This is a genomic window from Schaalia sp. lx-260 (assembly GCF_021083645.1).
Classification (GTDB): Bacteria; Actinomycetota; Actinomycetes; order Actinomycetales; family Actinomycetaceae; genus Pauljensenia.
In genome coordinates this window covers 244713-268673 of the sequence record NZ_JAJNRQ010000004.1, presented here as the reverse complement: position 1 = coordinate 268673, position 23961 = coordinate 244713, and the positions used below count along the sequence as shown (strand labels likewise).

21 protein-coding genes and 2 tRNA genes are annotated in these 23961 nt (G+C 45.7%); 12 read left to right on the top strand and 11 right to left on the bottom strand.

Features of this window, described 5'->3' with window-relative positions; all coding sequences use genetic code 11:
* Positions 1-5 precede the first annotated feature (5 nt).
* Both LRP57_RS06725 and LRP57_RS06720 read left to right on the top strand, forming a co-directional pair.
* Positions 6-527 (top strand): SprT-like domain-containing protein, encoded by a 522-nt coding sequence (locus LRP57_RS06725; RefSeq protein WP_231205801.1) that lies wholly within the window; start codon positions 6-8, stop codon positions 525-527.
* Positions 528-957: 430 nt separating this feature from the next.
* Positions 958-1614, top strand: coding sequence for a phosphatase PAP2 family protein (locus LRP57_RS06720; RefSeq protein WP_231205754.1), 657 nt, complete (start codon positions 958-960; stop codon positions 1612-1614).
* 190 nt (positions 1615-1804) lie between these two features.
* On the opposite strand, the gene LRP57_RS06715 is transcribed toward LRP57_RS06720, so the two are convergent.
* The 10 genes from LRP57_RS06715 to dnaA all read right to left on the bottom strand — a co-directional run bounded on the left by LRP57_RS06715 (position 1805) and on the right by dnaA (position 12728).
* Positions 1805-1877: transfer RNA gene (locus LRP57_RS06715), tRNA-Ala, on the bottom strand.
* Between the two features lie 12 nt (positions 1878-1889).
* Positions 1890-2027: a DLW-39 family protein gene (locus tag LRP57_RS06710; RefSeq protein WP_231205753.1), complete on the bottom strand. Its 138-nt coding sequence runs from the start codon at positions 2025-2027 to the stop codon at positions 1890-1892.
* Positions 2028-2060: 33 nt separating this feature from the next.
* Positions 2061-2134: transfer RNA gene (locus tag LRP57_RS06705), tRNA-Ile, on the bottom strand.
* Positions 2135-2263: 129 nt separating this feature from the next.
* Positions 2264-2665: a DUF3566 domain-containing protein gene (locus LRP57_RS06700; RefSeq protein ID WP_231205752.1), complete on the bottom strand. Its 402-nt coding sequence runs from the start codon at positions 2663-2665 to the stop codon at positions 2264-2266.
* Between the two features lie 3 nt (positions 2666-2668).
* Entirely contained in the window at positions 2669-5260 is a 2592-nt protein-coding gene (gyrA, locus tag LRP57_RS06695; protein WP_231205751.1) for a DNA gyrase subunit A, read from the bottom strand.
* Between the two features lie 55 nt (positions 5261-5315).
* A complete protein-coding gene (gene gyrB / locus LRP57_RS06690; RefSeq protein WP_231205750.1) occupies positions 5316-7334 on the bottom strand; it encodes a DNA topoisomerase (ATP-hydrolyzing) subunit B in 2019 nt (672 codons plus the stop codon).
* Positions 7335-7535: 201 nt separating this feature from the next.
* Positions 7536-8267 (bottom strand): DUF721 domain-containing protein, encoded by a 732-nt coding sequence (locus LRP57_RS06685; RefSeq protein ID WP_231205749.1) that lies wholly within the window; start codon positions 8265-8267, stop codon positions 7536-7538.
* The gene (gene recF, locus LRP57_RS06680; protein WP_231205748.1) at positions 8264-9535 is read right to left on the bottom strand and encodes a DNA replication/repair protein RecF; all 1272 of its coding nucleotides are present in this window, start codon (positions 9533-9535) and stop codon (positions 8264-8266) included. The genes LRP57_RS06685 and recF overlap by 4 nt, the downstream gene beginning before the upstream one ends.
* 17 nt (positions 9536-9552) lie before the next feature.
* Complete coding sequence (dnaN, locus tag LRP57_RS06675; RefSeq protein ID WP_231205747.1) at positions 9553-10689, bottom strand: DNA polymerase III subunit beta; 1137 nt, start codon at positions 10687-10689, stop codon at positions 9553-9555.
* Positions 10690-11291: 602 nt separating this feature from the next.
* Positions 11292-12728, bottom strand: a complete 1437-nt coding sequence (gene dnaA / locus LRP57_RS06670) for a chromosomal replication initiator protein DnaA (protein ID WP_231205746.1) — start codon at positions 12726-12728, stop codon at positions 11292-11294.
* Positions 12729-13198: 470 nt separating this feature from the next.
* On the opposite strand from dnaA, the gene rpmH reads away from it, so the two are divergent.
* From rpmH to LRP57_RS06620, 10 genes are all read left to right on the top strand, one after another.
* Positions 13199-13339, top strand: a complete 141-nt coding sequence (gene rpmH / locus LRP57_RS06665; RefSeq protein WP_231205745.1) for a 50S ribosomal protein L34 — start codon at positions 13199-13201, stop codon at positions 13337-13339.
* 12 nt (positions 13340-13351) lie between these two features.
* Positions 13352-13717 carry a ribonuclease P protein component gene (gene rnpA / locus LRP57_RS06660; protein ID WP_231205744.1) on the top strand — a complete coding sequence of 122 codons (366 nt, stop codon included), beginning with the start codon at positions 13352-13354 and terminating at the stop codon, positions 13715-13717.
* Positions 13714-14118, top strand: a complete 405-nt coding sequence (yidD, locus tag LRP57_RS06655) for a membrane protein insertion efficiency factor YidD (RefSeq protein WP_231205743.1) — start codon at positions 13714-13716, stop codon at positions 14116-14118. The genes rnpA and yidD overlap by 4 nt, the downstream gene beginning before the upstream one ends.
* Entirely contained in the window at positions 14099-15475 is a 1377-nt protein-coding gene (gene yidC, locus LRP57_RS06650) for a membrane protein insertase YidC (protein WP_331274745.1), read from the top strand. Before yidD ends, yidC begins: the two co-directional genes overlap by 20 nt.
* Before the next feature lie 70 nt (positions 15476-15545).
* Positions 15546-16076, top strand: a complete 531-nt coding sequence (locus tag LRP57_RS06645; RefSeq protein ID WP_231205742.1) for a Jag family protein — start codon at positions 15546-15548, stop codon at positions 16074-16076.
* An 86-nt stretch (positions 16077-16162) separates the two neighbouring features.
* Positions 16163-16855 (top strand): 16S rRNA (guanine(527)-N(7))-methyltransferase RsmG, encoded by a 693-nt coding sequence (gene rsmG / locus LRP57_RS06640; RefSeq protein ID WP_231205741.1) that lies wholly within the window; start codon positions 16163-16165, stop codon positions 16853-16855.
* Positions 16856-17141: 286 nt separating this feature from the next.
* Positions 17142-17963 carry a ParA family protein gene (locus LRP57_RS06635; protein ID WP_231205799.1) on the top strand — a complete coding sequence of 274 codons (822 nt, stop codon included), beginning with the start codon at positions 17142-17144 and terminating at the stop codon, positions 17961-17963.
* 759 nt (positions 17964-18722) lie between these two features.
* Positions 18723-19073 carry a hypothetical protein gene (locus tag LRP57_RS06630; RefSeq protein WP_231205740.1) on the top strand — a complete coding sequence of 117 codons (351 nt, stop codon included), beginning with the start codon at positions 18723-18725 and terminating at the stop codon, positions 19071-19073.
* Positions 19074-20485: 1412 nt separating this feature from the next.
* Positions 20486-21802, top strand: coding sequence for a ParB/RepB/Spo0J family partition protein (locus tag LRP57_RS06625; protein WP_231205739.1), 1317 nt, complete (start codon positions 20486-20488; stop codon positions 21800-21802).
* Positions 21803-21961: 159 nt separating this feature from the next.
* Positions 21962-22588, top strand: a complete 627-nt coding sequence (locus tag LRP57_RS06620) for an HAD family hydrolase (protein ID WP_231205738.1) — start codon at positions 21962-21964, stop codon at positions 22586-22588.
* Between the two features lie 370 nt (positions 22589-22958).
* On the opposite strand, the gene LRP57_RS06615 is transcribed toward LRP57_RS06620, so the two are convergent.
* Entirely contained in the window at positions 22959-23897 is a 939-nt protein-coding gene (locus LRP57_RS06615) for a D-alanine--D-alanine ligase family protein (protein WP_231205737.1), read from the bottom strand.
* Between the last annotated feature and the right edge of the window lie 64 nt (positions 23898-23961).

The following is a 23961-nucleotide window of genomic DNA, read 5'->3' as shown; positions in this document are numbered from 1 at the left end:
CCTGCATGGATCTTGATGCGGCTCGCAGGTTGGCGCGTTCTGTTATGGATGCGCATGGGTTAAGTGAGTGGGATTTTTCTTTTGATCGTGCTAGGCGCAGGGCTGGGGCGTGTCATCATCAGCGGAAAAAAATTACCTTGTCGCGTGTTTTGACCTTGTTGTATGAGCCTGCCACGGTCCGTGAGGTGGTGTTACATGAGGTTGCTCATGCTTTAGTGGGGGCGCATCATGGGCACGATCAGGTGTGGCGTGATGTTGCTCGTCGGATTGGAGCGCCACCGAAAGCGAGCTTACCTGCTTATTTGCCTGCTCCTGAGCCTTCGTGGGTGGGAACGTGTCCTCGGTGTGGGATGCAGAAGTTTTTGTATCGTAGTCCTCAGCGTGTTGCTTCGTGTGGTGCGTGTTCGCCGGGTTCTTTTTCTTCTGATGTGATTTTGGAGTGGACTTTTCGTGGCCTGCCGCGTCAACCTGGGCGTACGTATCTGAATGAAATGCGTCGTTTGCGCAGGTGGGGGCTTATTCGTTGATGAGGTGCGTGTAGGCCCGTAGACTGTGGTTACTGGAGGAGTCCTTGAGCGTTGGAGGACTGATTGAACGGTTGTTTTTGAGCGTTGCGAGGTTTCTTTCCTGTATGTGAAAGCTATCTGATAAAACTCTCAGGAAAATCTCAGGTTTATTCAGGGGGTTTGCTCAGGTTGGGCGCGTAACTTATGTGGTATCAAGCGGAGCCGAGATGTTCCATAGGGGACATTCTTTGAAGCTTTTGGGCTGGAAAGGTGATGGATCGGGAAAACTTGCACTGTGTTGATGGGATGCCGCGAAGGGTCAGCGTGATGCTGGCCCTTCGCGGTTTTTCCGTACATGAGGCTGGTATTAGGGGTTAGCGGGTTAATGCTCAACAGAAATGAGTAAATAGTTTCTATTTTGTATTAGGCGCGGTCCCGTTAGGCTTATCTCATGTTGCGTGACACAAGATTTTTCTTCCCTGTGATCGGCGCTTTGCTTATTGGCGTGGTTTTCGTGTGTGGGTATATTGTGAATCCTACAACTGGTGTTGATACTGCTGTTATGCAGATTTTTGTGAGTATGCGTCATGAGGTCTTATCACCTTTTGTTTTGGGTTTGACGTGGTTTTTTGATCCGTTACGCGCAATCATTCTTACGCTTTTTATGAGTGGAATTTTTTATGCTGTAACAAAGAAATGGCAGTATCCGCTTTTTATTGTTTTCTGCGTTGGCGTATCTGCATTGGTGATGACATTTATAAAACTCTTTCATGAACGGCCGCGCCCACCGGAGGTTTTGCGTTTAGCTGTTGAACATTCTTTTTCTTTTCCTTCCGGGCATACTGCTGCGGCGAGTGCATTTTTTGTTTCTCTTGCATGTGTTTTGAGGGTGACAGGCATGGTATCGCGCCGTTTTTCTTGTATCGTCTTGTGGATACTCACATGTGGTGCTGTTGCTTGTATTGCGGTGACTCGCCTGTATTTGGCTGTTCATTGGCTAAGTGATGTGTGTGCGGGCGCTTGTGTGGGCTGTGCTTGTGTTTTCGTTTTCTTGCCACTTGTGCTGCGGTCACAGCAGGCTGTAAGCCCTGCAAGAAAAATCGCCTAAGAAAATCGGTGTCCTAGTTTCTGGTTTCATGAAATTCATCGGAGGAATGAGTAAGGGGCATTATCATGACCGCGTAGTTCCACGCCTGGCCCATCGAGTTTAAAGATCTCAAAGAAGCATTAACTAGTGAAAATGAAATAGGAAGTGCGGACCTACGCTCGAAAGCGAGAGTTCACACTTCCCCCTGGAGTGGAGCTAACGGGACTCGAACCCGTAACCCCCTGCTTGCAAAGCAGGTGCGCTACCAATTGCGCCATAGCCCCTTTTCTTACCTGTTAAGGCAGAGCAGGTTCGTCCGTAACGGACTTCCATAAATTAGCATTATCTGAAAGATCCTGCATGATTTGACGGATCACAAGACCAGCAACGAGAACGCCACTGACCACCGTTAAGGTTGTGATCCATTTCCTCATCGGAACCTCCGATCTGTGCTCCTTTATGGAGAGTGGGCCTAGGTGGGCTCGAACCACCGACCTCAGTCTTATCAGGACTGCGCTCTAACCTACTGAGCTATAGGCCCCTAACCTCGAAAGGTCAGATCTGCACCCTTTGAAGGGCGCCAGATAATGTTACATGCCCTTACCCCTCAGAGCAAAACCGAAGAAAGTGAACTCGGGCACCCTGCGAAGTAAATCCGCTGTAATGGTATTTATTCGTCCATTAATGAAACCCGCACGCCGCCAACAAGTGAAGCAATAACGTTGTATAGCAAGGCACCTAAAGTTGCGATTGATGTAAGGAGCACCACATTAATAACTGAAATGATTGTGGCATATGACATGACTTTAGGTAGGCGCACGTAATCCAACAGAGCTTTGAAACTTTCTGCACCCATACTTGTCAGGAAATTTTCAATTTCTGCGAATACATGCATACTGTCAACGACAAACCACAGGATGATCGAAGTGAAAACTCCCGCGATCCCTAATGCCACACTCAGCAGGAAGCTGATTTTCAGCACAGACCAAGGATCAACACGTGCAAGTGTCAGCTCGACACGTCTGGGAGCATCAAGTGCAGCGGCACTGTAATTGTCATTGTGCGTAGTCATGGCTCAGCCTTCCTGTGTTTCGTCCTGCTTAGACGTTACAGGGTTTTGATCCTGCGCGTCCTCAGGTTCGTTAACAGTTTCGGTATTCTCCCCCATTGTGTCATCAATATCGCGTTCAGGGTTGGGCGTGATAGCGATAATTCTGTCATCCGCATCAGGTCGAGCAAAAATAACACCCATTGTGTTGCGTGATGTTGGGCGTACATCGGATGCATTGACTTGGACGAGTTTGCCGGATTCGGTAATCACCATGACATCCTCATCAGGGTTCACGATAAGCGCGCCAACTAGTCCCCCACGTTCTTCAACCAACTTACCGACGCGCACACCTAGGGTTCCACGGCCTTTCGTTGGATATTCTTCAACGGGTGTTCGCTTGGCGTATCCTGATTCGGTGACGATCAGGAGGTCAGCGCCTTCACGCGGTACTTCCATGGTAAGTAATTCATCGTCATCACGGAAACGCATTCCGCGCACACCGGATGTGGAGCGTCCCATAGGTCGTAGTTGTTCATCTGTTGCAGAAAAACGGGCAGCTTGGCCGTCACGAGATACCAGTAACAGATCGTCTGTCGCATTCACAATCTGTGCTGATACTAGTTCATCTGGTTGGCCTTGTTCGTCCTCGCGTAAGTTAATGGCAATAATGCCGCCTGTGCGAGCGCTGCGATAGTCCTCTAGCCGGGTCTTTTTCACCAGACCAGATTTTGTTGCTAATACGAGGTATTCCGCTTGGTCGTAGTCTTGGATTGCGAGGACTTGCGCGATATGTTCTTCCGGTTGGAATGCGAGAAGGTTGGCGACGTGCTGTCCTTTAGCATCACGACCACCTTCAGGGATTTCGTAGGCTTTGGCGCGGTAGACACGGCCAAGGTTTGTGAAGAACAGTAGCCAGTGATGTGTGGTGGTGACAAAGAAGTGTTCAACTACATCATCGCCGCGTAGTTGAGTTCCGCGCACACCTTTTCCGCCGCGCTTTTGTGAACGATAGTTGTCAGTGCGTGTGCGTTTAGCGAAACCGTCACGAGTGATGGTGACAACAACGTCATCACATGGGATGAGGTCTTCCATTGACATTTCACCGTCGAAAGGAACGATGGTGGTACGTCGTTCGTCGCCGTATTTGTCAACGATTTCACCGAGTTCTTCGGAGACGATGGAGCGTTGACGTTCTGGGCGATCAAGGATGTCTTGCAAATCAATAACACGTTCACGTAACTGAGTGTGTTCGTCTAGGATTTTTTGACGTTCCAAAGCTGCGAGGCGACGTAATTGCAAAGCCAGGATCGCGTCTGCTTGTATTTCGTCGATATCCAGCAGTGTTTGTAAACCTGTGCGGGCTTCGTCAACTGTGGGACTGCGACGGATAAGTGCGATTACTTCATCTAATGCGTCAAGCGCTTTGAGGTAGCCTTCGAGAATATGCAGGCGTTCTTTGGCTTTACTTAAACGGTACTGTGTGCGCCGCACAATGACACTGAGTTGGTGTTTGACCCAGTGTCGCACAAATCCATCAATAGAAAGTGTACGTGGGACACCGTCAACTAAGGCCAGCATGTTGGCCGAGAAGTTTTCTTGCAAAGAAGTGCGTTTGTATAGGTTATTGAGCACGACTTTCGCAATTGCGTCACGTTTCAAAATAATGACAAGTCGCTGACCGGTTCGCCCTGAGGTTTCGTCACGAATGTCAGCGATACCTTGGATTTGTCCGTCTCGGACAAGCTGCGCAATCTTGTCAGCTAAATTGTCTGGGTTTACCTGGTAGGGCAGTTCTGTGACGACGAGGCATTGGCGGCCCTGTATTTCTTCAACATTGACGACTGCACGCTGTGTAATGGAACCGCGCCCTGTGCGGTAGGCATCTTCAATTCCTTTTCTGCCCATAATTGTTGCTCCCGTGGGGAAATCTGGGCCGGGAATTATTTTCAGGAGGGCTTCGAGGAGTTCTTCGCGTGTGGCTTCAGGGTTTTCCAAGTACCATTGCACGCCTTTAGCTACTTCACGTAGGTTGTGCGGTGGTATTCGTGTGGCCATGCCAACAGCAATACCTTCGGAGCCGTTAACGAGAAGGTTAGGGAAACGTGCCGGTAGAATGGTGGGTTCTTGGTCGCGTCCATCGTAGTTGTCTTGGAAATCGACGGTGTCCTCGTCAATGTCACGGACCATTTCCATGGCTAGGGGTGCCATTTTACATTCGGTGTATCGCGGAGCAGCTGGTCCAAGGTTACCGGGAGTACCAAAGTTTCCTTGACCTGCGACAAGGGGGGCGCGTAACGACCACCATTGGACAAGGCGAGCAAGGGCGTCATAGATAGCTGCGTCACCGTGTGGGTGGTATGTGCCCATGACGTCGCCAACGATACGTGAAGACTTCGAAAAAGATGAGGTTGGTCGGTATCCGCCATCGTACATTGCGTACAGGATTCGACGGTGGACAGGTTTAAGACCATCGCGTACATCAGGTAAGGCTCGTCCGACAATCACGCTCATTGCGTAATCGAGGTACGAACGCTGCATTTCCATTTGCAGGTCAACTTGTTGAATACGATCGTAGTCAACGTGTTCTTCGGTGCCTGTGGTTTTTTCGTCGCTCACGTGGTTCCTTTGTTGTCACTTTCCGAGGTGTATGGTGGTTGGCCTCGGTGAGGGTTTATATGTCCAGGAAGCGCACGTCTGTGGCGTTGCGCTGGATGAATGACCGGCGTCGGTCAACGTCGTCACCCATGAGGATTGTGAATATTTCGTCAGCATCTGCTGCTTCGTCTAATGTTACTTGTTTAAGTATTCGACGCGAAGGATCCATTGTGGTTTCCCATAATTCGTGGTCATTCATTTCGCCTAGACCCTTGTAGCGTTGAATACCGCCTTCTTTGGGTAGTCGGTGTCCTTTTTCAGAACCTGCTGTCAAAAGTTTATCGCGTTCTTTGTCAGAGTAAGCGAATTGGTGTTCCGCGTTAGACCATTTCAATCTGTATAGCGGCGGCATTGCGATAAAAACATGCCCATATTCAACTAGGGGACGCATGTATCGGAAAAGTAATGTCAAAAGCAGTGTGGCAATGTGTTGACCGTCAACGTCAGCATCAGCCATGATGACGATTTTTCCGTAGCGAAGCTTTTCTAGATTGAATTCTTCACCAATACCGGTGCCGAATGCTGTGATGAGAGATCGGATGGTATCTGAAGATAAGGCTTTATCTAAACGGGCTTTTTCAACATTGAGGATTTTTCCTCGGATAGGCAAGATCGCTTGATGTTCAGGATCACGGCCACCAACAGCGGAACCGCCAGCCGAGTCACCCTCAACAATGAAGATTTCGCAATCTTCAGCTTTACGTGAGGAGCAGTCACGTAATTTTCCGGGCATTGATGCTGATTCAAGGACGCCTTTACGTCGTGTTGCTTCGCGTGCTTTACGAGCGGCAACACGGGCCATTTGAGCTTGCTGACCTTTTGCTACAATTGCTTTTGCGTCGGCTGGGTGTGCATCTAACCAGTCTGTCAGCAGTTGGTTCACTGTTTTTTGTACAAAAGTACGTGCTTCAGTGTTCCCGAGCTTAGTTTTTGTTTGACCTTCAAATTGTGGTTCTGTAAGTTTCACAGAGATCACAGCGGTCAAGCCTTCACGTACATCTTCACCCGTTAAATTGTCGTCTTTATCTTTCAACAATCCTTTGTCGCGGGCATAACGGTTAATCACTGAGGTTAACGCTGTACGGAAGCCTTCTTCATGCATACCACCTTCAGTGGTGTTAATTGTATTTGCGTATGTATGAACGGACGACGAATATGCACTTGTCCATTGCATTGCGATTTCAAGTGACATAGTGCCTTCGTCATTTTCACATTCAAAATCAATGATTTCAGCGTTAATGACTTCTGTTTTCTTTGTTGAGTCCAGATACTCCACGTAGTCACGTAAACCGTGTTCATACATATAGGACACATGACGGTGCGCAGGTGCACTGTCAGAGTCTTCAGGTGTATTACCTGTAATTTCGTCACCTTCAACTGCAGCCCATGGCCGTTCATCTGTCAGTGATATGCGTAAACCTTTATTGAGGAAAGCCATTTGCTGGAATCGTGTGCGCAATGTTTCAAAGCTGAATTCCACTGTTTCAAAGATTGCGGCATCAGGGTAAAAGGTTTGAACTGTTCCTGTTTCTTCTGTTTCTTCACCTTTTTCAAGAGGAGTGATGGGGGTACCACCATTAGCGAAAGACATTCGCCATACATGACCTTGCCGGCGAACTTCCGTATCGACACGTGTGGATAAAGCATTGACAACAGAAATGCCTACACCATGTAAGCCGCCAGAAACAGCGTATCCGCCGCCACCAAATTTGCCGCCAGCATGAAGAATTGTCATAACAACTTCAACGGTTGGCTTGTGTTCTGTTGGGTGAATATCTACAGGAATACCACGTCCATTATCAGCAACACGAACACCGCCATCAGCCAAGATCGTTACATCAATATGATCGGCGTAACCTGCTAAGGCTTCATCAACCGAGTTATCCACCACTTCATAAACTAAGTGGTGTAATCCGCGTTCACCCGTAGAACCAATGTACATACCGGGCCGTTTGCGGACGGCTTCCAAACCCTCAAGAACGGTAATATCTGACGCGCCATAACTTTGCGTGTCACGTGTCGTTGTTTCAGCCACCTAATGGCTCCCCTCATTGACCTGCGTATATGTGCAGGTCCTCCCTAAGGAATAATCATTCCTCGGCTATGAACATACCGTCTAAGTTTACCAAGTTACGCACTTGCAGGGGTAATAGCGCACCAAAGATTCCATCAATAAAACCGATGTGACCTGCATAAATTCAATTATGATGAGTGCCACACCATTAACATTTTAATTTCAGTTATATGTGTCACGAGGTCCCCTACCAGGAACCGACCATAAACCTTTTTTCCATGATGGTGCAGCCGGGCCACGCACCACTACTTGCTTTACCACTCCAGCGCCTATTTCTTCCGCAATTCGCCGTTCAATGGTAGGCAATAATAACTGTAACTGTTTAGTCCATGCAGTTGACGTACAGCGCACAATAAGCTTTTTATCCTCAAAAGTTTCCACATTGCAATGCTCAGCAACCGTTTTTCCAACAATCTGCGGCCACTTAGCCATAATTGTTCCCATTTTTGTCTGTGTTTGCCAGCCACTATCTGCAATCAACCGATCCACCACAGTCTTCATAGACCGCGGCGACCTATACAACACACGAGTAGCAGCCATACCCGGTTGCCGTTTCCATACACTACGTCCACTGCGATACCGGCGACCTAATGACACAAGATCACCCTCTGCATCTGCATGGTAAGCTGCATGATTCAATTCATCATGGACGCTATCACCCACATTATCAGCATCATGATGCAACACATCCGCAGTCGATATGTCATCACTTTCAATAGCATATTCTTCACTCATGCCAAGCCGTAAAGCGAAGCGATGTCGCCGAGGCAAATGCACACGAATATGGCCTTGTTCTTCAGCTAATTCTTGCGCACGACGAAAAGCATGACGAGCAAAAAGAGCTGATTCTTCCCACTGCTGCGTGTGCATATACCGTGACTTTGCACTACTCATGAAGTCACCACAGTCCCATCATCCGCATCGAAATGTACATGTAGTACATGCGCATCTAAAGCTTTGGGAACATCATCTGCTACCGCAGCAGTAATCAACACTTGTTCTGCTTCTTGAACAAAATCAGCTAAAGCATCTCGACGAATCGCATCAAGTTCAGCAAAAACATCATCCAAAATGAGGATAGGCCGCTCACCATCTGCTGAAAGCACCTCAAAGGCACCGAGGCGAAGTCCTAATGCCACAGACCATGATTCTCCATGACTTGCATATCCTTTCACCGGCATATGTCCCAATGAAAAAATCACATCATCACGATGCGCACCAACGAGGTTCACTCCCCTTTCCACTTCATGATCGCGCATGAGTGTCAGTGCATATTTCATGCGTTCGGTTTGAACTGATACATCCTCTAAATCATGAGAAACAATCGAATCAGTATTTAAAATCGCAAAGTTCGCATTGGATGAGGTTTCTGGTATGCCCTTTAATTTTTCAGAGGAGAAAGCATGATCTACCTGATGATATGTTTTTAATGCACGATCAACAGAAGCATCGTATGCCATTGTGAATGCCCGTCCCGATTGGGCAATATGGTCATGCGCACTTGCCGCAGGAGATGCCAATAAACGTATGGCTCGTGCTCGTGCTGCCGTAAGACGAGCGGAAAGCTCAGCAAAACGTTCATCCCATACATCAATAGTTGATAAATCTGGTGTTTTTCCGCGTCGCAGAGCCGCCTGCGCACTTTTCATAAGTGCAGCACGTTGACGCGCAACCTTATCAAAATCTACCTTTATTTGGGAAATTAATGGTTGTAATTGTATAGCAAGATCATCCATGAATGTGCGACGAACAGAAGGATCTCCCCGAACAAGCTGTAAGTCTTCCGGCGCAAAAACAACTGTTCGTACCATTGCAAGAATGTCACGTGGTCGCGCATTATTTCGATCAAGTCTGGCGCGATTTGCTTTTCCTCGAACTATTTCAAGCTCAATAATATTATTCCTGTTATTTTCATATACTGCTTTTACCCGAATGACAGCTCCAGCAGGTATTTGTTCGCTTGGGTCATGTGGCACACGGACAAGAGCATTTTCCGCTGAAATACGGTGGCTTGTGAATGTAGACAGGTAAGCAATTGCTTCTACCAGATTGGTCTTTCCTTGACCATTAGGACCAAGGAGTACAGTTGTCCCCTGCGGAAATTCAACTACCGCATGACGATATGAACGAAAATCGTCTACTGCTACGTGCGAGATTCGCACAAAAACTCCACTGTCACTTACGCGCCAAAACGAATTGGCATAATGAGGTACTTAAAGTGTGTGACTTCACCCTCGGCTACTTCTTTTTGGCCTGTCAAAACAGCAGGCTTAGTCGGGTGAGTAAAACCAAAACGCACATACTGTGTGTCCATCACAGACAAACCATCAATTAAGAATTGTGGGTTAAAAGCTGTTGTAATGTCCTCGCCGTGAACATGTGCCTGTAATGTTTCTGAAGCTTGGGCGTTGTCGCCTTGACCTGCTTCTAAGCTTAGTTGCCCTTGAGAGAAGGATAAGCGAACACTCGTTTTTCTTTCTGCAACAAGTGAGACACGCTTAACAGCTTCCAGAAGAACTTGCCGATCAACAATTGCTTGAATAGTTGTTGATTCAGGGAAAAGACGACGAACAGGCGGGTAATCACCTTCCATAAGTGTTGAGGTTGTACGACGACCACCTGCGGTAAAACCTATAAGCGAAGCTGCACCCGGTTGTGTTTCTTTCGACAAACCAATATCAACAGAAGATCCTGCTGTCATTGACTTTGCAACATCATGCAAAATACGTGCTTTAACTAATGCAGCATCCTCGACAGATGAATCTGCTGGTTCCCACATAATTTCACGCATTGCCAGGCGATATCGATCTGTTGCAAGTAACGTCATGCGATCACCGCTTACTTCCATGCGAACAGCAGTCAGCAGTGGCAAAGTATCGTCGCGTGAAGCTGCCACACTTACTTGCTGAACAGCCTGAGCAAGAGCATGAGCATCAATTGTTCCAGTTATTTCAGGTTGGGATGGCAGTTGAGGGTATTCATCTAATGGCATGACTGCTAAAGAAAAATGTGATGAACCACAGGTCAGATCTACCTTTTGCCCGTCCAGTTCAACGGTAACTGGACGATTTGGAAATGATTTAGAAATGTCAGCTAACAAACGTCCAGATACGAGAACTTCACCGGGTTCTTCAACGGATGCTGGAATACGTGAATTTGCTGAAACTTCATAATCAAAAGACGACAGTACAAGTTCTTCATCACGTGCACTAATACGTACACCGGCCAGAATTGGTGTCGCAGGACGAACAGGGAGGGCACGAGCAGTCCACGAAACAGCTTCAGCCAAGACATCGCGCGCAACTGTGAACTTCATTGCGAACCCTTCCGTTGAAATAACACTTTCCACCTTACTTTACCTGTAAGACAGCATAATTGGATACACAAAATGTAACAGTGAAATGAACAAAACTGCCAGTGACGTGTGTATATCTTCAATTCTGTTATTTCGTATGTGGATATTGTTACGTATTGCGCATACAGTCACGGCTTGAAACATCAAGAAATAAAACGCGGATAGGTTTGTTCTACTGTTGCAGGTTTTCCACATCATTTTTTGTATTTATTAAGTTCATCATCGTCATAGGGTATGTGGATGATGTGGATATCTGGGTTTTATCTTGTTATTTCAATGATTTTTTTCGTGGATATTGTGGGGATGATGCTGTGCATACAACGGCTCTAGCTGTTGATAACATATCGGCCTCTTTAAGTAATCCACAGAGTATCTGTTTTTATCCACCATGAAATTACTTTTTCCACGACCTATTCACAGAGAGTGTGGATAAGTGTATTTTCATTGATTTATCAGATATAAATTTATATATCATCGTTTTAATAGAAGATATAATGGAATCTCTATGTGAACCAATATCTACTTGCTTAACCAATGAATGAGTATGCGCACATATATGCAATCTATATCTCGCGTGAATGTTGTTTGATACGTGTGGTGAGTTCAGTAACGTGGTTGAATGTTTCGCGTTTTTCCGCCATTTGCGAGGATATTTTTTTATTTGCATGCATAACTGTGGTGTGGTCACGTCCCCCAAATGTTGACCCGATTTTCGGCAAAGAAAGATCAGTAAGTTCACGGCACAGATACATGGCGATCTGACGTGCTTCAACAACTGTACGTGAGCGTTCTTGTGAACATAGTTGTTCAATGGTGACATTAAAGTAATGGGCAGTTTGCCCCATAATCATTGCAGCCGTGATTTCTGTGTCATGCGGATCTGATATGAAATCTTTGAGTTGCATTTCAGCTAAAGGTAAGTCAATTCGTTCCTGTTGGGACAAATTAGCAAAAGCAATAATTCGAACAAGAGCACCTTCAAGTTCACGGATATTTGTCGAAATACGTGAAGCAATATAACTGAGCACTTCAGGATCAACAACGAGGTTGTCAGCTGCAGCCTTCTTTTGAAGGATGGCAATACGAGTTTCAAGGTCTGGTGGCTGAACATCAACAAGCAATCCTGCGGCAAAACGTGAACGTAAACGATCTTCGATACCGGAAAGTTCTTTTGGCGGCAGATCTGAAGTTAAAACAACCTGTTTATTCGCGTTATATAACGCATTGAAAGTGTGAAAAAACTCTTCCTGAGTTTGTTCTTTTCCTTGAATAAATTGAATATCATCAATCAAAAGAACGTCTACATCACGATACCGATGTTGGAATTCCTCGGCGCGGTCCTCACGAATCGAATTGATGAAATCATTGGTAAATTCTTCAGAATTCACATATTGCACACAAAGGTGCGGATAAAGTGAAACAACATAGTGTCCGATTGCGTGAAGCAAGTGTGTCTTACCCAGTCCGGAATCACCGTAAATAAAAACAGGGTTATAAGCGGTACCAGGGCTTTCCGATACAGCTAAAGCGGCAGCATAGGCGAAACGATTTGATGCTCCGCGCACAAATGTGTCGAATGTGTACTTGGGATTTAAATGCATAGGCGAGTCATTTCCCAAAACAATCGGTTGTGGGTTTGATTCATACTCACCATTTATGTGGTCGTCATATTCTTGAGCAGGAAGGGCTGGCTCAGGATCTCCATTCGTATTTGTGTTTTCTTCAGGGAAATCGTCTTTTATTTGCGGTGTCACAGTTGGATCAACAGTGATTGCAAGGCGAATAGTGTCGTGAAGGATATCTGTTAATGCGGCAGTGATTGCAGCAGATTCTGCTTCAATTCTTTTTTTCGCTGTATCACTGGGCACAGCAATGAGAATAGTTCCTTCAATATCACCAATAGGTTTAGCTGATCGAAGGAATGCGCGTGAAGCAGGGCGTAATGAGTCGCTGCTGGCGATAACTTCATCCCAGGCTGCGGAAAGCCGATCCGTGGACACGAGCATTCTCCTTGACTGTTTTTAACGTGAGTTCCGACACTGCGTAGGCACGTATGAGGATCTTTTTGCTAAAGACAACTTTAACCTGTCACGCTCTATCAACAGGGTGTGGATGAAGTTGTGGATAAAAAATCACTAAAATACATAATTGTAATTACACAGCCGTTTCCACAGAGTTCTGCGGAAAGGTCATTATTCACAGGGATGTGGATAGCTTGTGGATATTTCACAGGATGAACAACTAGCTCCACAGGTCTATCCACAGGTGTGTATAACTTTTCGAAAAAATAAATTTTCGGCACGCACATATGTTCCGTTGACTCAGAACGAAGTCACACGTAGTGTGGTTTCTTGTATGTGCCCGGTACGCTGGGTGAGCAAGTGTCCTCTGCGGAAAAAATTTCCGGTGGGGACTTATCAGAACCGATGAATGGAGCAGCCGCTTCATTCCCGCCTTTGGAGAGAGAACAGTGACAACGAAGCGGACTTACCAGCCCAATAACCGTCGTCGTTCCAAGACACACGGATTTCGTTTGCGCATGAGCACACGCGCCGGCCGCGCCATTTTGGCTGCACGTCGTCGCAAGGGCCGCAAGACCCTCTCCGCCTGAGATTACGCTGAGGTGTTGCCACGTGCGCACCGCATGGTAGATCCAGCGGATTTTCGTTCAGTGATCCGCACAGGGTCACGGGCGGGAAACACTGTGGTTGTCGTGCATTGTCGAACCGACGAGGAGCCTTTATCGCCCCTCGTCGGTTTCGTCGTGGCTAAAAAAGATATTCCACGCGCAACAGCAAGAAATCGAGTAAAACGTCAATTCAGACACCTCATGGCTGAGCGGATGGATACCCTTCCTCAAGGAACGCATCTTGTTGTGCGCATTAGTGCTTCTGCTCAACAAAAAAGTTATGATGAACTAGGTCAAGGCCTTGATAATGCACTCATACGAGCATTATCAAAGTGGCAAAATAAGGCGAAAAATCTATGAAAGGTACATCGTTCATAGGGCGCCTTATGTCTTTACCGATCGTGGCATATCAGCGTTTCATATCTCCGGCTATTCCACCGAGATGCCGATATGCACCGACATGTTCTGCATATGCCGTTAAAGCATTGCATGTTCATGGACCAATTAAGGGCATCCTTTTAGCAGTGTGGCGCTTACTTCGGTGCAATCCCTGGAGTTTAGGAGGTGTAGATCATGTACCCGATCATGGCAGATGGAAACCTGATCCTTGGATTCCTCCACATGACTGGCCGGGAAATCTTGATATTGAGCCACCTCAGCCCATGGGACTTCACATGCTGACAGCCGAATACGATCAACCCATACCAATGACCTCACCGGAACATGCCGGACTGATATCGGGTGCTTCACGCATCCACTGATCCTGAAGGAGTACCACATATGTGGGAAATGATTCTTCATCCCTTTGCTGTAGCAATTGCTTGGGTATGGATAAAAATCCATGACCTTCTGGCTCTTTTGGGAATGGGACAAGGCTCAGGATTAGCATGGGTTTTGTCAATTGTCTTGCTGACAATCTTTGTGCGAGCACTAGTTTTACCTTTGTACTTCAAACAAATAAAAAGTTCACGCAGTATGCAGTTAATGCAGCCTGAACTCAAGAAGCTACAAGAAAAATACAAAGGGAAAACTGATACTCAGTCACGTCAAAAAATGGCTGAAGAACAGCAGGCACTCTATAAGAAACACGGTGCAAACCCTCTGGCTTCCTGCCTGCCGATGTTGGTGCAAATGCCGATTCTTTTTGCAATGTATCGCGCAATCTTTGCTATTAAAGACATTGCAGGCGGCACATACACTTACAGGGGAGAACCAGCTGACCACCTGGGGCCAATCACTCAACAAGTAGCCCACGAAATTGACGGTTCAACTGTTTTCGGTGTTCAACTGTCACTGCGTATCACCGATGGTATTTCCACAGTTGGTTTAGTGACTTTCGCCTTCATGATTGTGGCGATGGTATTTATGCAATGGTTTTCCCTGCGACTAACCATGACTCGCAACATGCCTGCACAGACTGATCCGAATAACCCAATGGTTCGTTCGCAAAAAGTCATGCTGTACATGATGCCGATAATGTTTATATTTACAGGTTTCTTCTTCCAAATGGGCCTGCTGGTCTACATGGTCACTTCTGCAGCATGGGCATTAGGACAGGCATTCTGGGTGGTCAATATGATGCCTACCCCAGGATCACCAGCTTATATTTCCATTGTTCATAAACGTCAAAATGCCTACCAAACATGGGCACGTCCCTACTTTGCGGAACTCGATGCAGAGCGCGCAACTCTTGCAGCCAGTGACAGTGAAGCGCAAGAAGCCCTGACAATTCGTGCACTCAATGAAGTCAAGACACGGGCGCGCCGTCAAAAGATTGCCTCTCATTTCCCCGAAGAAATGAGCGAAGGTGAAATTCTCACGGTGTATCGCACACTTTCTGTACAAGAATGGGACACGCTACCTGACGAACTATGGATGCGTGCTATTCACCGAGCCACTGCCCGATCTGTTGAACGCCGCGCACAAAAAGAAATGCGTGAACAAAATAAGCGGCTCACACGGGAACAGCGTCGTCGTCAGAGCGAAAATCAGTCACAGTCAGAATCTTCTTCACGACGTGCACAAGCTGGGGCTAAGGAAATTACCCCTGAAGAAATTGAACGTCGTCGTCAAGAACGCAAAAAAGCTCAACGTCGTAACCGCAAGAAACGCGACTAAGAGCTATCACAGGTCCAGTACCTGTATTTCAACAGCTAAGTAACGGTCAATCGCACAGAGAGTATGACAGATGAGCGAAATTACTAAAGAAGAAATGCTTCGACTTGAAGAAGAAGGCGAACTCGCTGCAGATTATCTTGAAGAACTTCTCGATATTGCTGACCTTGATGGTGACATCGAAATCGACGTGGAAAATGGTCGGGCCTCTGTGGAAATTATTTCAGAACAGAGCGGCTCTTTAGAACGTCTTGTTGGTAATGAGGGTGAAATTCTTGATGCCTTACAAGAACTGACTCGCCTTGCGGTTCAAACAGAAACGGGTGAACGTTCACGTTTAATGCTTGATATTGCAGGCTACCGTGCTGGTCGTAAAACTCAGCTTCGTGCCCTCACAGAGGAAGCTATTACACGTCTGCGTGCTACGGGAGAGCCTCAGCGTTTACAAGAGATGAATCCTTTTGAACGCAAAGTGTGCCACGACGTTGTTGCTGCAGCGGGACTTACCTCTGAATCTGAGGGCGTGGAACCTCATCGCTGCGTAGTTATTTTGCCTCTGGAAGAATCTGATGAGGCAGATAACGATACTCATGAAAACGACTGAGCACTGTCATATTTTCATAGATTTCACACGGCACATTCAAAAGAGGCCTAGCCGATTATTGTCCTCAGAGTCAGTAGGTATTTCATATGGTAAATGAAGCAGAGCACGTACCCAGTGATGCTTTCGTGGAAAATTTCGCAGATTTTCCTGACGACGTACATGCAGAAGTACCTACCTCGGCTGTTCGTGATCTTTTTGGTTTGGCATTTCATGATATTTGCGAATTTGTGAGGATGCTTCAGGACGAGGGCGAGGTTCGTGGCCTTATCGGACCTCGTGAAGTTCCGCGCCTCTGGTCGCGTCATATTGTTAATTCTGCAGCTATCCTTGATTTCTTACCGAAAAAAGGGCAGGTTCTTGACATTGGTTCGGGTGCAGGATTCCCAGGTATTGTGGCAGCAATTGCTCGACCGCATTTGGATTTTCATCTTGCTGAGCCTATGCAGCGTCGTTGCGAATGGCTTGAAGATGTTATTGATACGCTCGGTTTGGATAATGTCACGATTCATCAGGCTCGTGCGGAAGAATTGCGTGGTAAAGGGAAAGCTGACGTGGTTACTGCACGAGCGGTGGCGAATATGTCAAAGCTTGTGCGTATGACATCGAAACTTATTGCGCCAGGTGGTCATTTAGTTGCTTTGAAAGGCCGAAAAGCCCCTATTGAAGTTGAGGATGCTCGTGCGGAGCTGCGTCGCCATCATCTGAGTGCGCAGATCCATGAAGTGCCGAGTGTGATGGAAGACGAAGCGACTTACGTTGTTGTGTGCCGCCGCGTGTGAGGGAATGTATTTTTTGCACCATGTAACGTTCTTTTGTGCGGGATGTGTTCGTGTGCCCATCCTTGTATTCATGTAAAGTTGTGGTGTTTCGTATACGCGAGGGTGACGTTGTTGCGCTGGTGTATCGCGGTTTTCTGCTGTGAGTGGACCGCGATGCGAAACTGTGTATTTTGTGGATAGTTCGCTTTGACATTATTCGCGAGTTGATGGTTATAAAGGAGGATAGGTCATAGTGAGTGAATATGATGCGCAGAATACCCCTTTATCATCATTACTTGAACAGAATATGCGTGACCGTAAGCTGTTGGAAAATGTGGCTTTTGGGCACCCGTCCTCTCCTCGTGTTATTGCTGTTGCTAATCAAAAAGGTGGCGTAGGTAAAACAACGACTGCTGTTAACCTCGCTGTTGCAATGGCTCAAGCCGGTCTGCACACAGTAGTTATTGATGCGGATGCACAGGGTAATGCTTCATCGGCTTTGGGTGTGGAACATAATTCGGGTGTTGCTTCGTTGTATGACGTGATGATTGGTGAGGCATCACTGGCTGAAGTTATGCAGGTGTGTCCTGATGTGGAAAATCTGCGTGTGTGTCCGGCAACGATTGATCTGTCAGGTGCAGAAATTGAGTTGGTCACGATGGAGCGTCGTGAATATGCTCTTGCAGATGCGCTGACTTCTTTTGTGGAATCAGATTCGGATGTTGAAGTTATTTTTATTGATTGCCCTCCTTCACTCGGATTAGTTACTTTGAATGTTTTGGTAGCTTCTGATGAAGTATTGATACCTATTCAAACTGAATACTATGCTTTAGAGGGTTTAAGTCAGTTGTGGGGAACTATCGAAAAAGTAGGTGCGTCCCTGAAGCCTGGTCTTCGAGTAGGCGCAATGCTTTTAACGATGTCAGATCGGCGTACTCGACTGTCCCAGGAAGTAGAAAATGAAGTGCGTCAGCATTTCGGTGAACTTGCTTTAGATACAGTGATTCCTCGCTCTGTTCGTATTTCTGAGGCACCCTCTTATGGGCAATCTGTTATTTCGTATGACGGTCGCAGTACAGGTGCTTTGGCTTATCGCAAAGCGGCTTTAGAGTTAAGTCATCGCTGGTAAACGCTGACGGTGTTTTAAGGGCCACCGGTACTTGCTTTATTCCGTGCATTTATGATGCGCACCTGTGCCTGTCCCCTGTTGATTGATAGGGAGAACAGGAAGTATGAATTCATATAATTCATAGGATATTCATTGTTTTAATTTCATATATTCGTCGATGTAGGCATATGAATATCTGAGAAAATGCTTATGCTGCTATCTACGTAGTTATAGGTATTTTGGTGGTCTGCCGCTGCTATTTTGATTATTTTGGCTCTTTTCAAAGAAATTGCGCATGAGAACCTGCATTTGTATGGTCACAATGGACTTATATGTTGCGTTCTGCGGGAATTGTTATCGCATGTAAAGCCATATCTGAGGTTAGATATGTCAGCCAGATGATGTCCTGAAATATGAATCTTCTAATAATGAAACAGAATCTGTTGAATTCTGATGATTCTTTCTTTCTATTTCTGTAGGCGATCGCATTTTCGTATAGAGCGACATCTACAGAAACAGGTTGAATGTTTCACGTGAAACATACGGATGCCACTAGTTGTGTATGCGGAATAGTTAATGAAGTCGCATGCGAGATACCTAGAAAATTTCGCAGATCGAAAGCGCTGACAGCTCTTATATAGAGCTGATAGGCCACTTTCATGTTAATGTGATATGGTTAATATCCTCTCCCCGTCTATTCACTATGAGGCGAATCTTATGAAAGTGTTAATAAGATCATTCACAGCGCTTTCATTGGTCTGCGCCTGTACGCTTTCATCAATGGGCATTGCATCAGCTACAGAGGATAACTTTTCGACAGCTGATTATTCGCAACTGACAACGGAAAATGTAGCAGCACATCCAGAAGTAATTCCCTATTCCGCAATAGTTGCTGCAGTTGTGGCCGCTGTAGCCGGTAGCTATAAAGCAGGGTATGACGATGGTGTTGCCCGAGCAGCAACAGGGCAAATCACATGGAGCCAATGGAACGGAAAACTAGGTTGGGCTATTACAGCTGCCGTTATTGCAACTTATCCTATCGGAGGTATATACGGAGTTTCTGGATACCAAGGGTGGAAAAGCGGCTTTTCAACTGAGTGCGCGAAACATAGCTACTGCATAAACAAATAAGGGAGTATTATGCCTAGAGTTTTTCAAGTTTTAGTGAATGTTTTTTGCTTATGTGCCGCGTTACTTATGGGTAGCGACTTTATCTATGCTGCCTTTATTATGCACGGTCCGTTGCACAGTTCAGTGTTCTACGTTGCTTTTGTATGTCTTTTTGCTGCGGGCGTATGTGACCTCATTTCCCTATTTCTGGGGAAGAAAGCAGTAAAAGAATAAACTTCCTGCTACGTATATTTCGGAAGCAGATCCTTTCAGAAGATACATACGAAAGAAAGGAAGTTTTAAGCGACGAGCCTATATGTCTGTAGATATATGTGATGCAGTGAAGATTCGCAGTATGTAAATTCTCCACTTGCTAGGGATTATCATTTCAGCGTTAGTAGTAGTGCGTGCAGGTAAAGATATTCTACGTGCTGTGGGATCTACTGATTGCTGCTCTATCTGAAGTGACTATTCATAAATTGACGTGAATAAATGATAAATAGCTTCTCTGAAAAACAGGGCTAAGTTCAGCGGACTATTTTCACGATTCTGCAAATATAACTTGTTCACAGAAACTTTTTCCATCGCACTAATGATGGTTTTTCATTGTGGAAAAATCACTTGATGAATTTCTGAGATGCCTACACAATGCATAGAGAGTTTGTGAATGTTTCACGTGAAACATATGTCGTCATGAGTAGATGTATGGATTTGTTATAGCTTTCGTCGCATATGAGTGCTTGGTGAATATGACCTTTGAGGAAGATACAACTATAGGATTAGAGGAAATAAAGATATACGTCTTGTCCTGTTGTGCTGGTACAGTTATCTCAGGCCTACCTTTACGAGCACAAAGCAGAGCACTTTTTCAGGGATATCTTTTACTTGTGTGAAGCTAAATGAAGGGTTTTGGTCCATACTCATAGGAGTAGAAAGGTATCTTGGGCGTTATATCTTGCTATTTATTGTCTAGAAATGTGACGAATGCGAGTACAGTAATTAGGCATCGCATGTTATCGCTCGAGAATGATTTATCACTCTGGAACTGTTTTTCTGAGAAATGAGTAGCCTCTAATTAGGCATTGTGTTCAGATACAGCATGTTATCTTAGGGAAATTGGGTCGGTGTAATTCTTTGTGCTTGCGCATTGGCTCCATTCGATTGACTGTTAATTTCAGATTTATAGACACTGATTGAGGTGAAGACTACTACTAGTCCTAAGAAATCTTTATAGAACAAGGAAACTATTAATGACTTACGGTATTCATATGTTTTATGTGAACTATCAATAGTTTCCTCGATATATCAAGGAAACCGAATGAGTGTCAATAGTAAATAATGAGTATGTGCATAATGTTTCACGTGAAACATTCAGGATGTAACCCGAGCAAGGGCGTGCAAGAATAGAGGTACTTTTGTGAGATAGGGGAATAATGGCTCAGGAAAAACACTCAGGAATATCTGCAAAGACATCACGCAGAACTGGTTTAGGTAAAGGTCTGGGTGCCCTTATTCCTCAGATTCCTACAGAAGAAGCAGTAGCTCAAGCTCGACCAATTGATGCAATCATTCCTGCAAATAATCGAGGATCTTCGATTCCTCGTGGCGGTTCGGCACGTGATCTACTTTCACCTCGTCCAAAGAAAACTTCAGGTTCAGTAGCAACTACATCTCCCCTATCCTCCTCCCATAAAAAGAAAGCTCAGTTTTCGGATTCTGGAGCTACTTCTATCGATGAGACAAAAAATTCTTCTGATTTAGTTGCTGGCACAGTAATTTCACAGAAGGCTACAGAAACTACTTCACAACAAAATATTGGAAAATCTCAATTGAGTGAAGAAAAGTCAGGAAATGTTTCACGTGAAACATTAGTAAATGAGGAAGATCTTCCCACCGTACCGGGAGCTACCTATGCGGAACTTCCTCTGAATCTCATTATTCCAAATAGTCGTCAGCCACGAACAGTATTTGATGAAGATGAACTTGAAGAACTGGTTGCATCAATTAAGGAAGTTGGAGTATTACAACCGGTCATCGTACGTCCTTTGCGTATTGAGGGCGAAATTTCTGATCGACTCAAAGAACTGATTGAAGCACAACCGGAAGCACGTTTTGAACTCATTATGGGCGAGCGTCGTTTACGAAGCTGTGAACGTGCGGGCCTTGAAACTATTCCGGCGATTATCCGTGAAACAGAAGATGAGGATTTATTACGGGATGCTCTGCTGGAAAACTTACATAGAGCACAACTTAATCCATTGGAAGAAGCGGCAGCATATCAACAGCTCATGGCTGATTTTGGGGCTACACAGGAAGAATTGTCGAGGAAGATCGCGCGCTCACGGCCACAAATAACGAATACATTACGCTTGTTGAAGTTACCTCCGACAGTACAAAATAAGGTGGCTGCACAGGTGATTTCTGCTGGACATGCAAGAGCCTTATTGTCCTTAAATGATTCACGTGATATGGAAATACTTGCAGATAGGATTGTGGCTGAAGGCTTGTCCGTAAGAACAACTGAAGAACTGGTTCGACTGGGACGTGTAAAAGCCGCACCTACGAAAAAGAAGACCGTACAAGCAACATTAAGTCCACTTGCGCAAAATATTATGGAAACGTTGGCAGATATCTACGAGACACGTGTAACTGTGACAGAGGGGCGCACGAAAGGGAAAATTACTATCGAATTTGCTGGAAAAGAAGATTTGCAAAGAATTGCGGACCTTATTCGAGGCAGACAAAATTAAAATTTTCCCTGAGCAGAAACTAGAATTTAGCGAATCCTTTTCTAAAAGTTAAAAGCCTCACAACAGTGTTGGTATTTACTTTATTCGTCGCACAATAGAGACAAGTTAAATTACGTGGATAACAAAGAGAAGAAGATGATCGGGCGCACGAATCAATACGTGGCACTTTTTGATGTGGGAGGTGTCCTCGTTAATACGCGGCCAAATCCTGCGGATATCGCGCAGATTTTTGGTTTTGATGCGCAGGATCATGGGAGTATTTCCCTTGTCGATCACGCGATGTGGGCACATCGTGATGATTACGATAAAGGATGTACGGATAAAGAATTCTGGGATCGAGTAGCCGGTGATTGTGGGCTTGGTGAAATTGAGGAGCACACTCTGCAACGCTTAATTGATACCGATACGGAACGTATGAAAATAGCAAGTCCATTCACTGTGGAAGCAGTGAGGACACTTCACGAATCGGGAATCACCTGCGGGATTCTTTCCAATGCTCCCCATGCAATTGCTCAAGCAATCAGAGCAACACAATGGTTCAATACCTACTTTAGTTTTGCCGTTTTTTCGGCTGAGATTGGTGTATGTAAACCGCACCGTGCGATTTATCGTAGTGCGTTAGAAAAGCTGAATATTCCTCCGAAAAATGTACTTTTTATTGATGATCGTCAAGAAAATTTACGTGGCGCTGAGCTTTTGGGGATGTCCACATTATTGTGGGATGGCAGCGAAGAAAGCCGTGAAATATTGCAGCGATACGGTCACACTGCAACATCAGAAATATAAAGGTAAGACGGAGAAACATCTTTTGGTAAAGGGCTAAAATATTATAGGTTCTATGAACCTCAACTGATCTTTTCCACAGAAAATTCATTCCCAGTACAGATGTAATATATGCGTACGGAGTATGGAACACCAATTCCATATATGTCGTTATAGCCCGTGAGCAGCGTAATACATTGGTGGTATCGGAGCTTTTGCTTACGACAAATAACAGGCGTAAAGCAATATGCGATACAAAATGGTAAAACACCAAAACTCAACAGCGATAAACGGGCACACAACGGCTACAGATGAGCTGACGTGAGTAAAAAGTACAGAACAACTATTCACGCATTAACGCAGGGCATTTTGTGCGCTATAAGCACATATGTGCCTATCTACGGGAAACGAATTCAACAATATCTGCGCATGTTTGAATGAATGATCCTGCTGCTTCAGCTGTTTGCGGGAATAGAGAAGTATCTGTCATTCCGGGGATAACATTCGCATCAATAAACCAGCAGGTGCCAGCATGGTCAATAACAAAATCAATGCGTGACAGATCACGTAGGCCCAGCACCGTATGTGCATGAATGGCTGCGTCGCACACATCCTTCAGTTGTTCCTCATCAAGACGTGCAGGCACGAAATATTGAGCAGTATCTGTCGTGTAACGAGCATCGTAGTTATAAGCACCATCGTCTGTTGCAATTTCTACAGGAGGCAGAGCACGTGGACCATCATCAAGATCGAGGACGGAAACAGCAATATCACGTCCAGAAATAAAACTTTCCACCATGACATGCTCACCATAAGCGAATGCATCCACCATTGCACTACGTAATGCCTGTGCATCATCAGCGCGTGAAATACCGAGTGCAGAACCACCATCCGTTGGTTTAATGACTACGGGATAGGAAATAGCTTCATTGAGGCTATCGAGTACATTTTTCGCGCCGAGCTGCTGAAAGAGGACTTGGGGAAGCGCCATCCATCCGGGTGTGTCTACCCCCGCGGCTCCCAGCAAAGTTTTTGATGCTGGTTTATTTGAAGCAAGCTGGGCCTGAATGGAAGATGACCCAACAAAGGGCACGTTCAAGGCTTCTAATAGGGTCTGAAGTGAACCATCTTCACCGACGGAACCATGTACGAGCGGCCATACGACATCAGGTGCAAAGTCACGGAAAGTTGCGAGGAAATCACGATCTAGGTCGGTTACTCGTACAGTATGTCCGCATTGGGTGAGCGCGTTGGCTACTCTGCGTCCACTACGAACAGAAACTTCACGCTCATGCGTGAGGCCACCTGCGATAATGAGGACTTTCAACGCCATATCCAGTGCCTTTCACAATGATCGTATAAACTATATGATTATATTGTAACAAAATAGATTTGTA

What these genes read in the sequence shown, in the direction of transcription:
- LRP57_RS06725 (WP_231205801.1), top strand. Translation starts at nt 6, where the DNA reads ATGGATCTTGATGCGGCTCGCAGGTTGGCGCGTTCTGTTATGGATGCG.
- LRP57_RS06720 (WP_231205754.1), top strand. Translation starts at nt 958, where the DNA reads ATGTTGCGTGACACAAGATTTTTCTTCCCTGTGATCGGCGCTTTGCTT.
- LRP57_RS06710 (WP_231205753.1), bottom strand. Translation starts at nt 2,027, where the DNA reads ATGAGGAAATGGATCACAACCTTAACGGTGGTCAGTGGCGTTCTCGTT.
- LRP57_RS06700 (WP_231205752.1), bottom strand. Translation starts at nt 2,665, where the DNA reads ATGACTACGCACAATGACAATTACAGTGCCGCTGCACTTGATGCTCCC.
- LRP57_RS06685 (WP_231205749.1), bottom strand. Translation starts at nt 8,267, where the DNA reads ATGAGTAGTGCAAAGTCACGGTATATGCACACGCAGCAGTGGGAAGAA.
- dnaN (WP_231205747.1), bottom strand. Translation starts at nt 10,689, where the DNA reads ATGAAGTTCACAGTTGCGCGCGATGTCTTGGCTGAAGCTGTTTCGTGG.
- yidD (WP_231205743.1), top strand. Translation starts at nt 13,714, where the DNA reads ATGAAAGGTACATCGTTCATAGGGCGCCTTATGTCTTTACCGATCGTG.
- LRP57_RS06645 (WP_231205742.1), top strand. Translation starts at nt 15,546, where the DNA reads ATGAGCGAAATTACTAAAGAAGAAATGCTTCGACTTGAAGAAGAAGGC.
- rsmG (WP_231205741.1), top strand. Translation starts at nt 16,163, where the DNA reads ATGGTAAATGAAGCAGAGCACGTACCCAGTGATGCTTTCGTGGAAAAT.
- LRP57_RS06635 (WP_231205799.1), top strand. Translation starts at nt 17,142, where the DNA reads ATGCGTGACCGTAAGCTGTTGGAAAATGTGGCTTTTGGGCACCCGTCC.
- LRP57_RS06630 (WP_231205740.1), top strand. Translation starts at nt 18,723, where the DNA reads ATGGGCATTGCATCAGCTACAGAGGATAACTTTTCGACAGCTGATTAT.
- LRP57_RS06625 (WP_231205739.1), top strand. Translation starts at nt 20,486, where the DNA reads ATGGCTCAGGAAAAACACTCAGGAATATCTGCAAAGACATCACGCAGA.
- LRP57_RS06615 (WP_231205737.1), bottom strand. Translation starts at nt 23,897, where the DNA reads ATGGCGTTGAAAGTCCTCATTATCGCAGGTGGCCTCACGCATGAGCGT.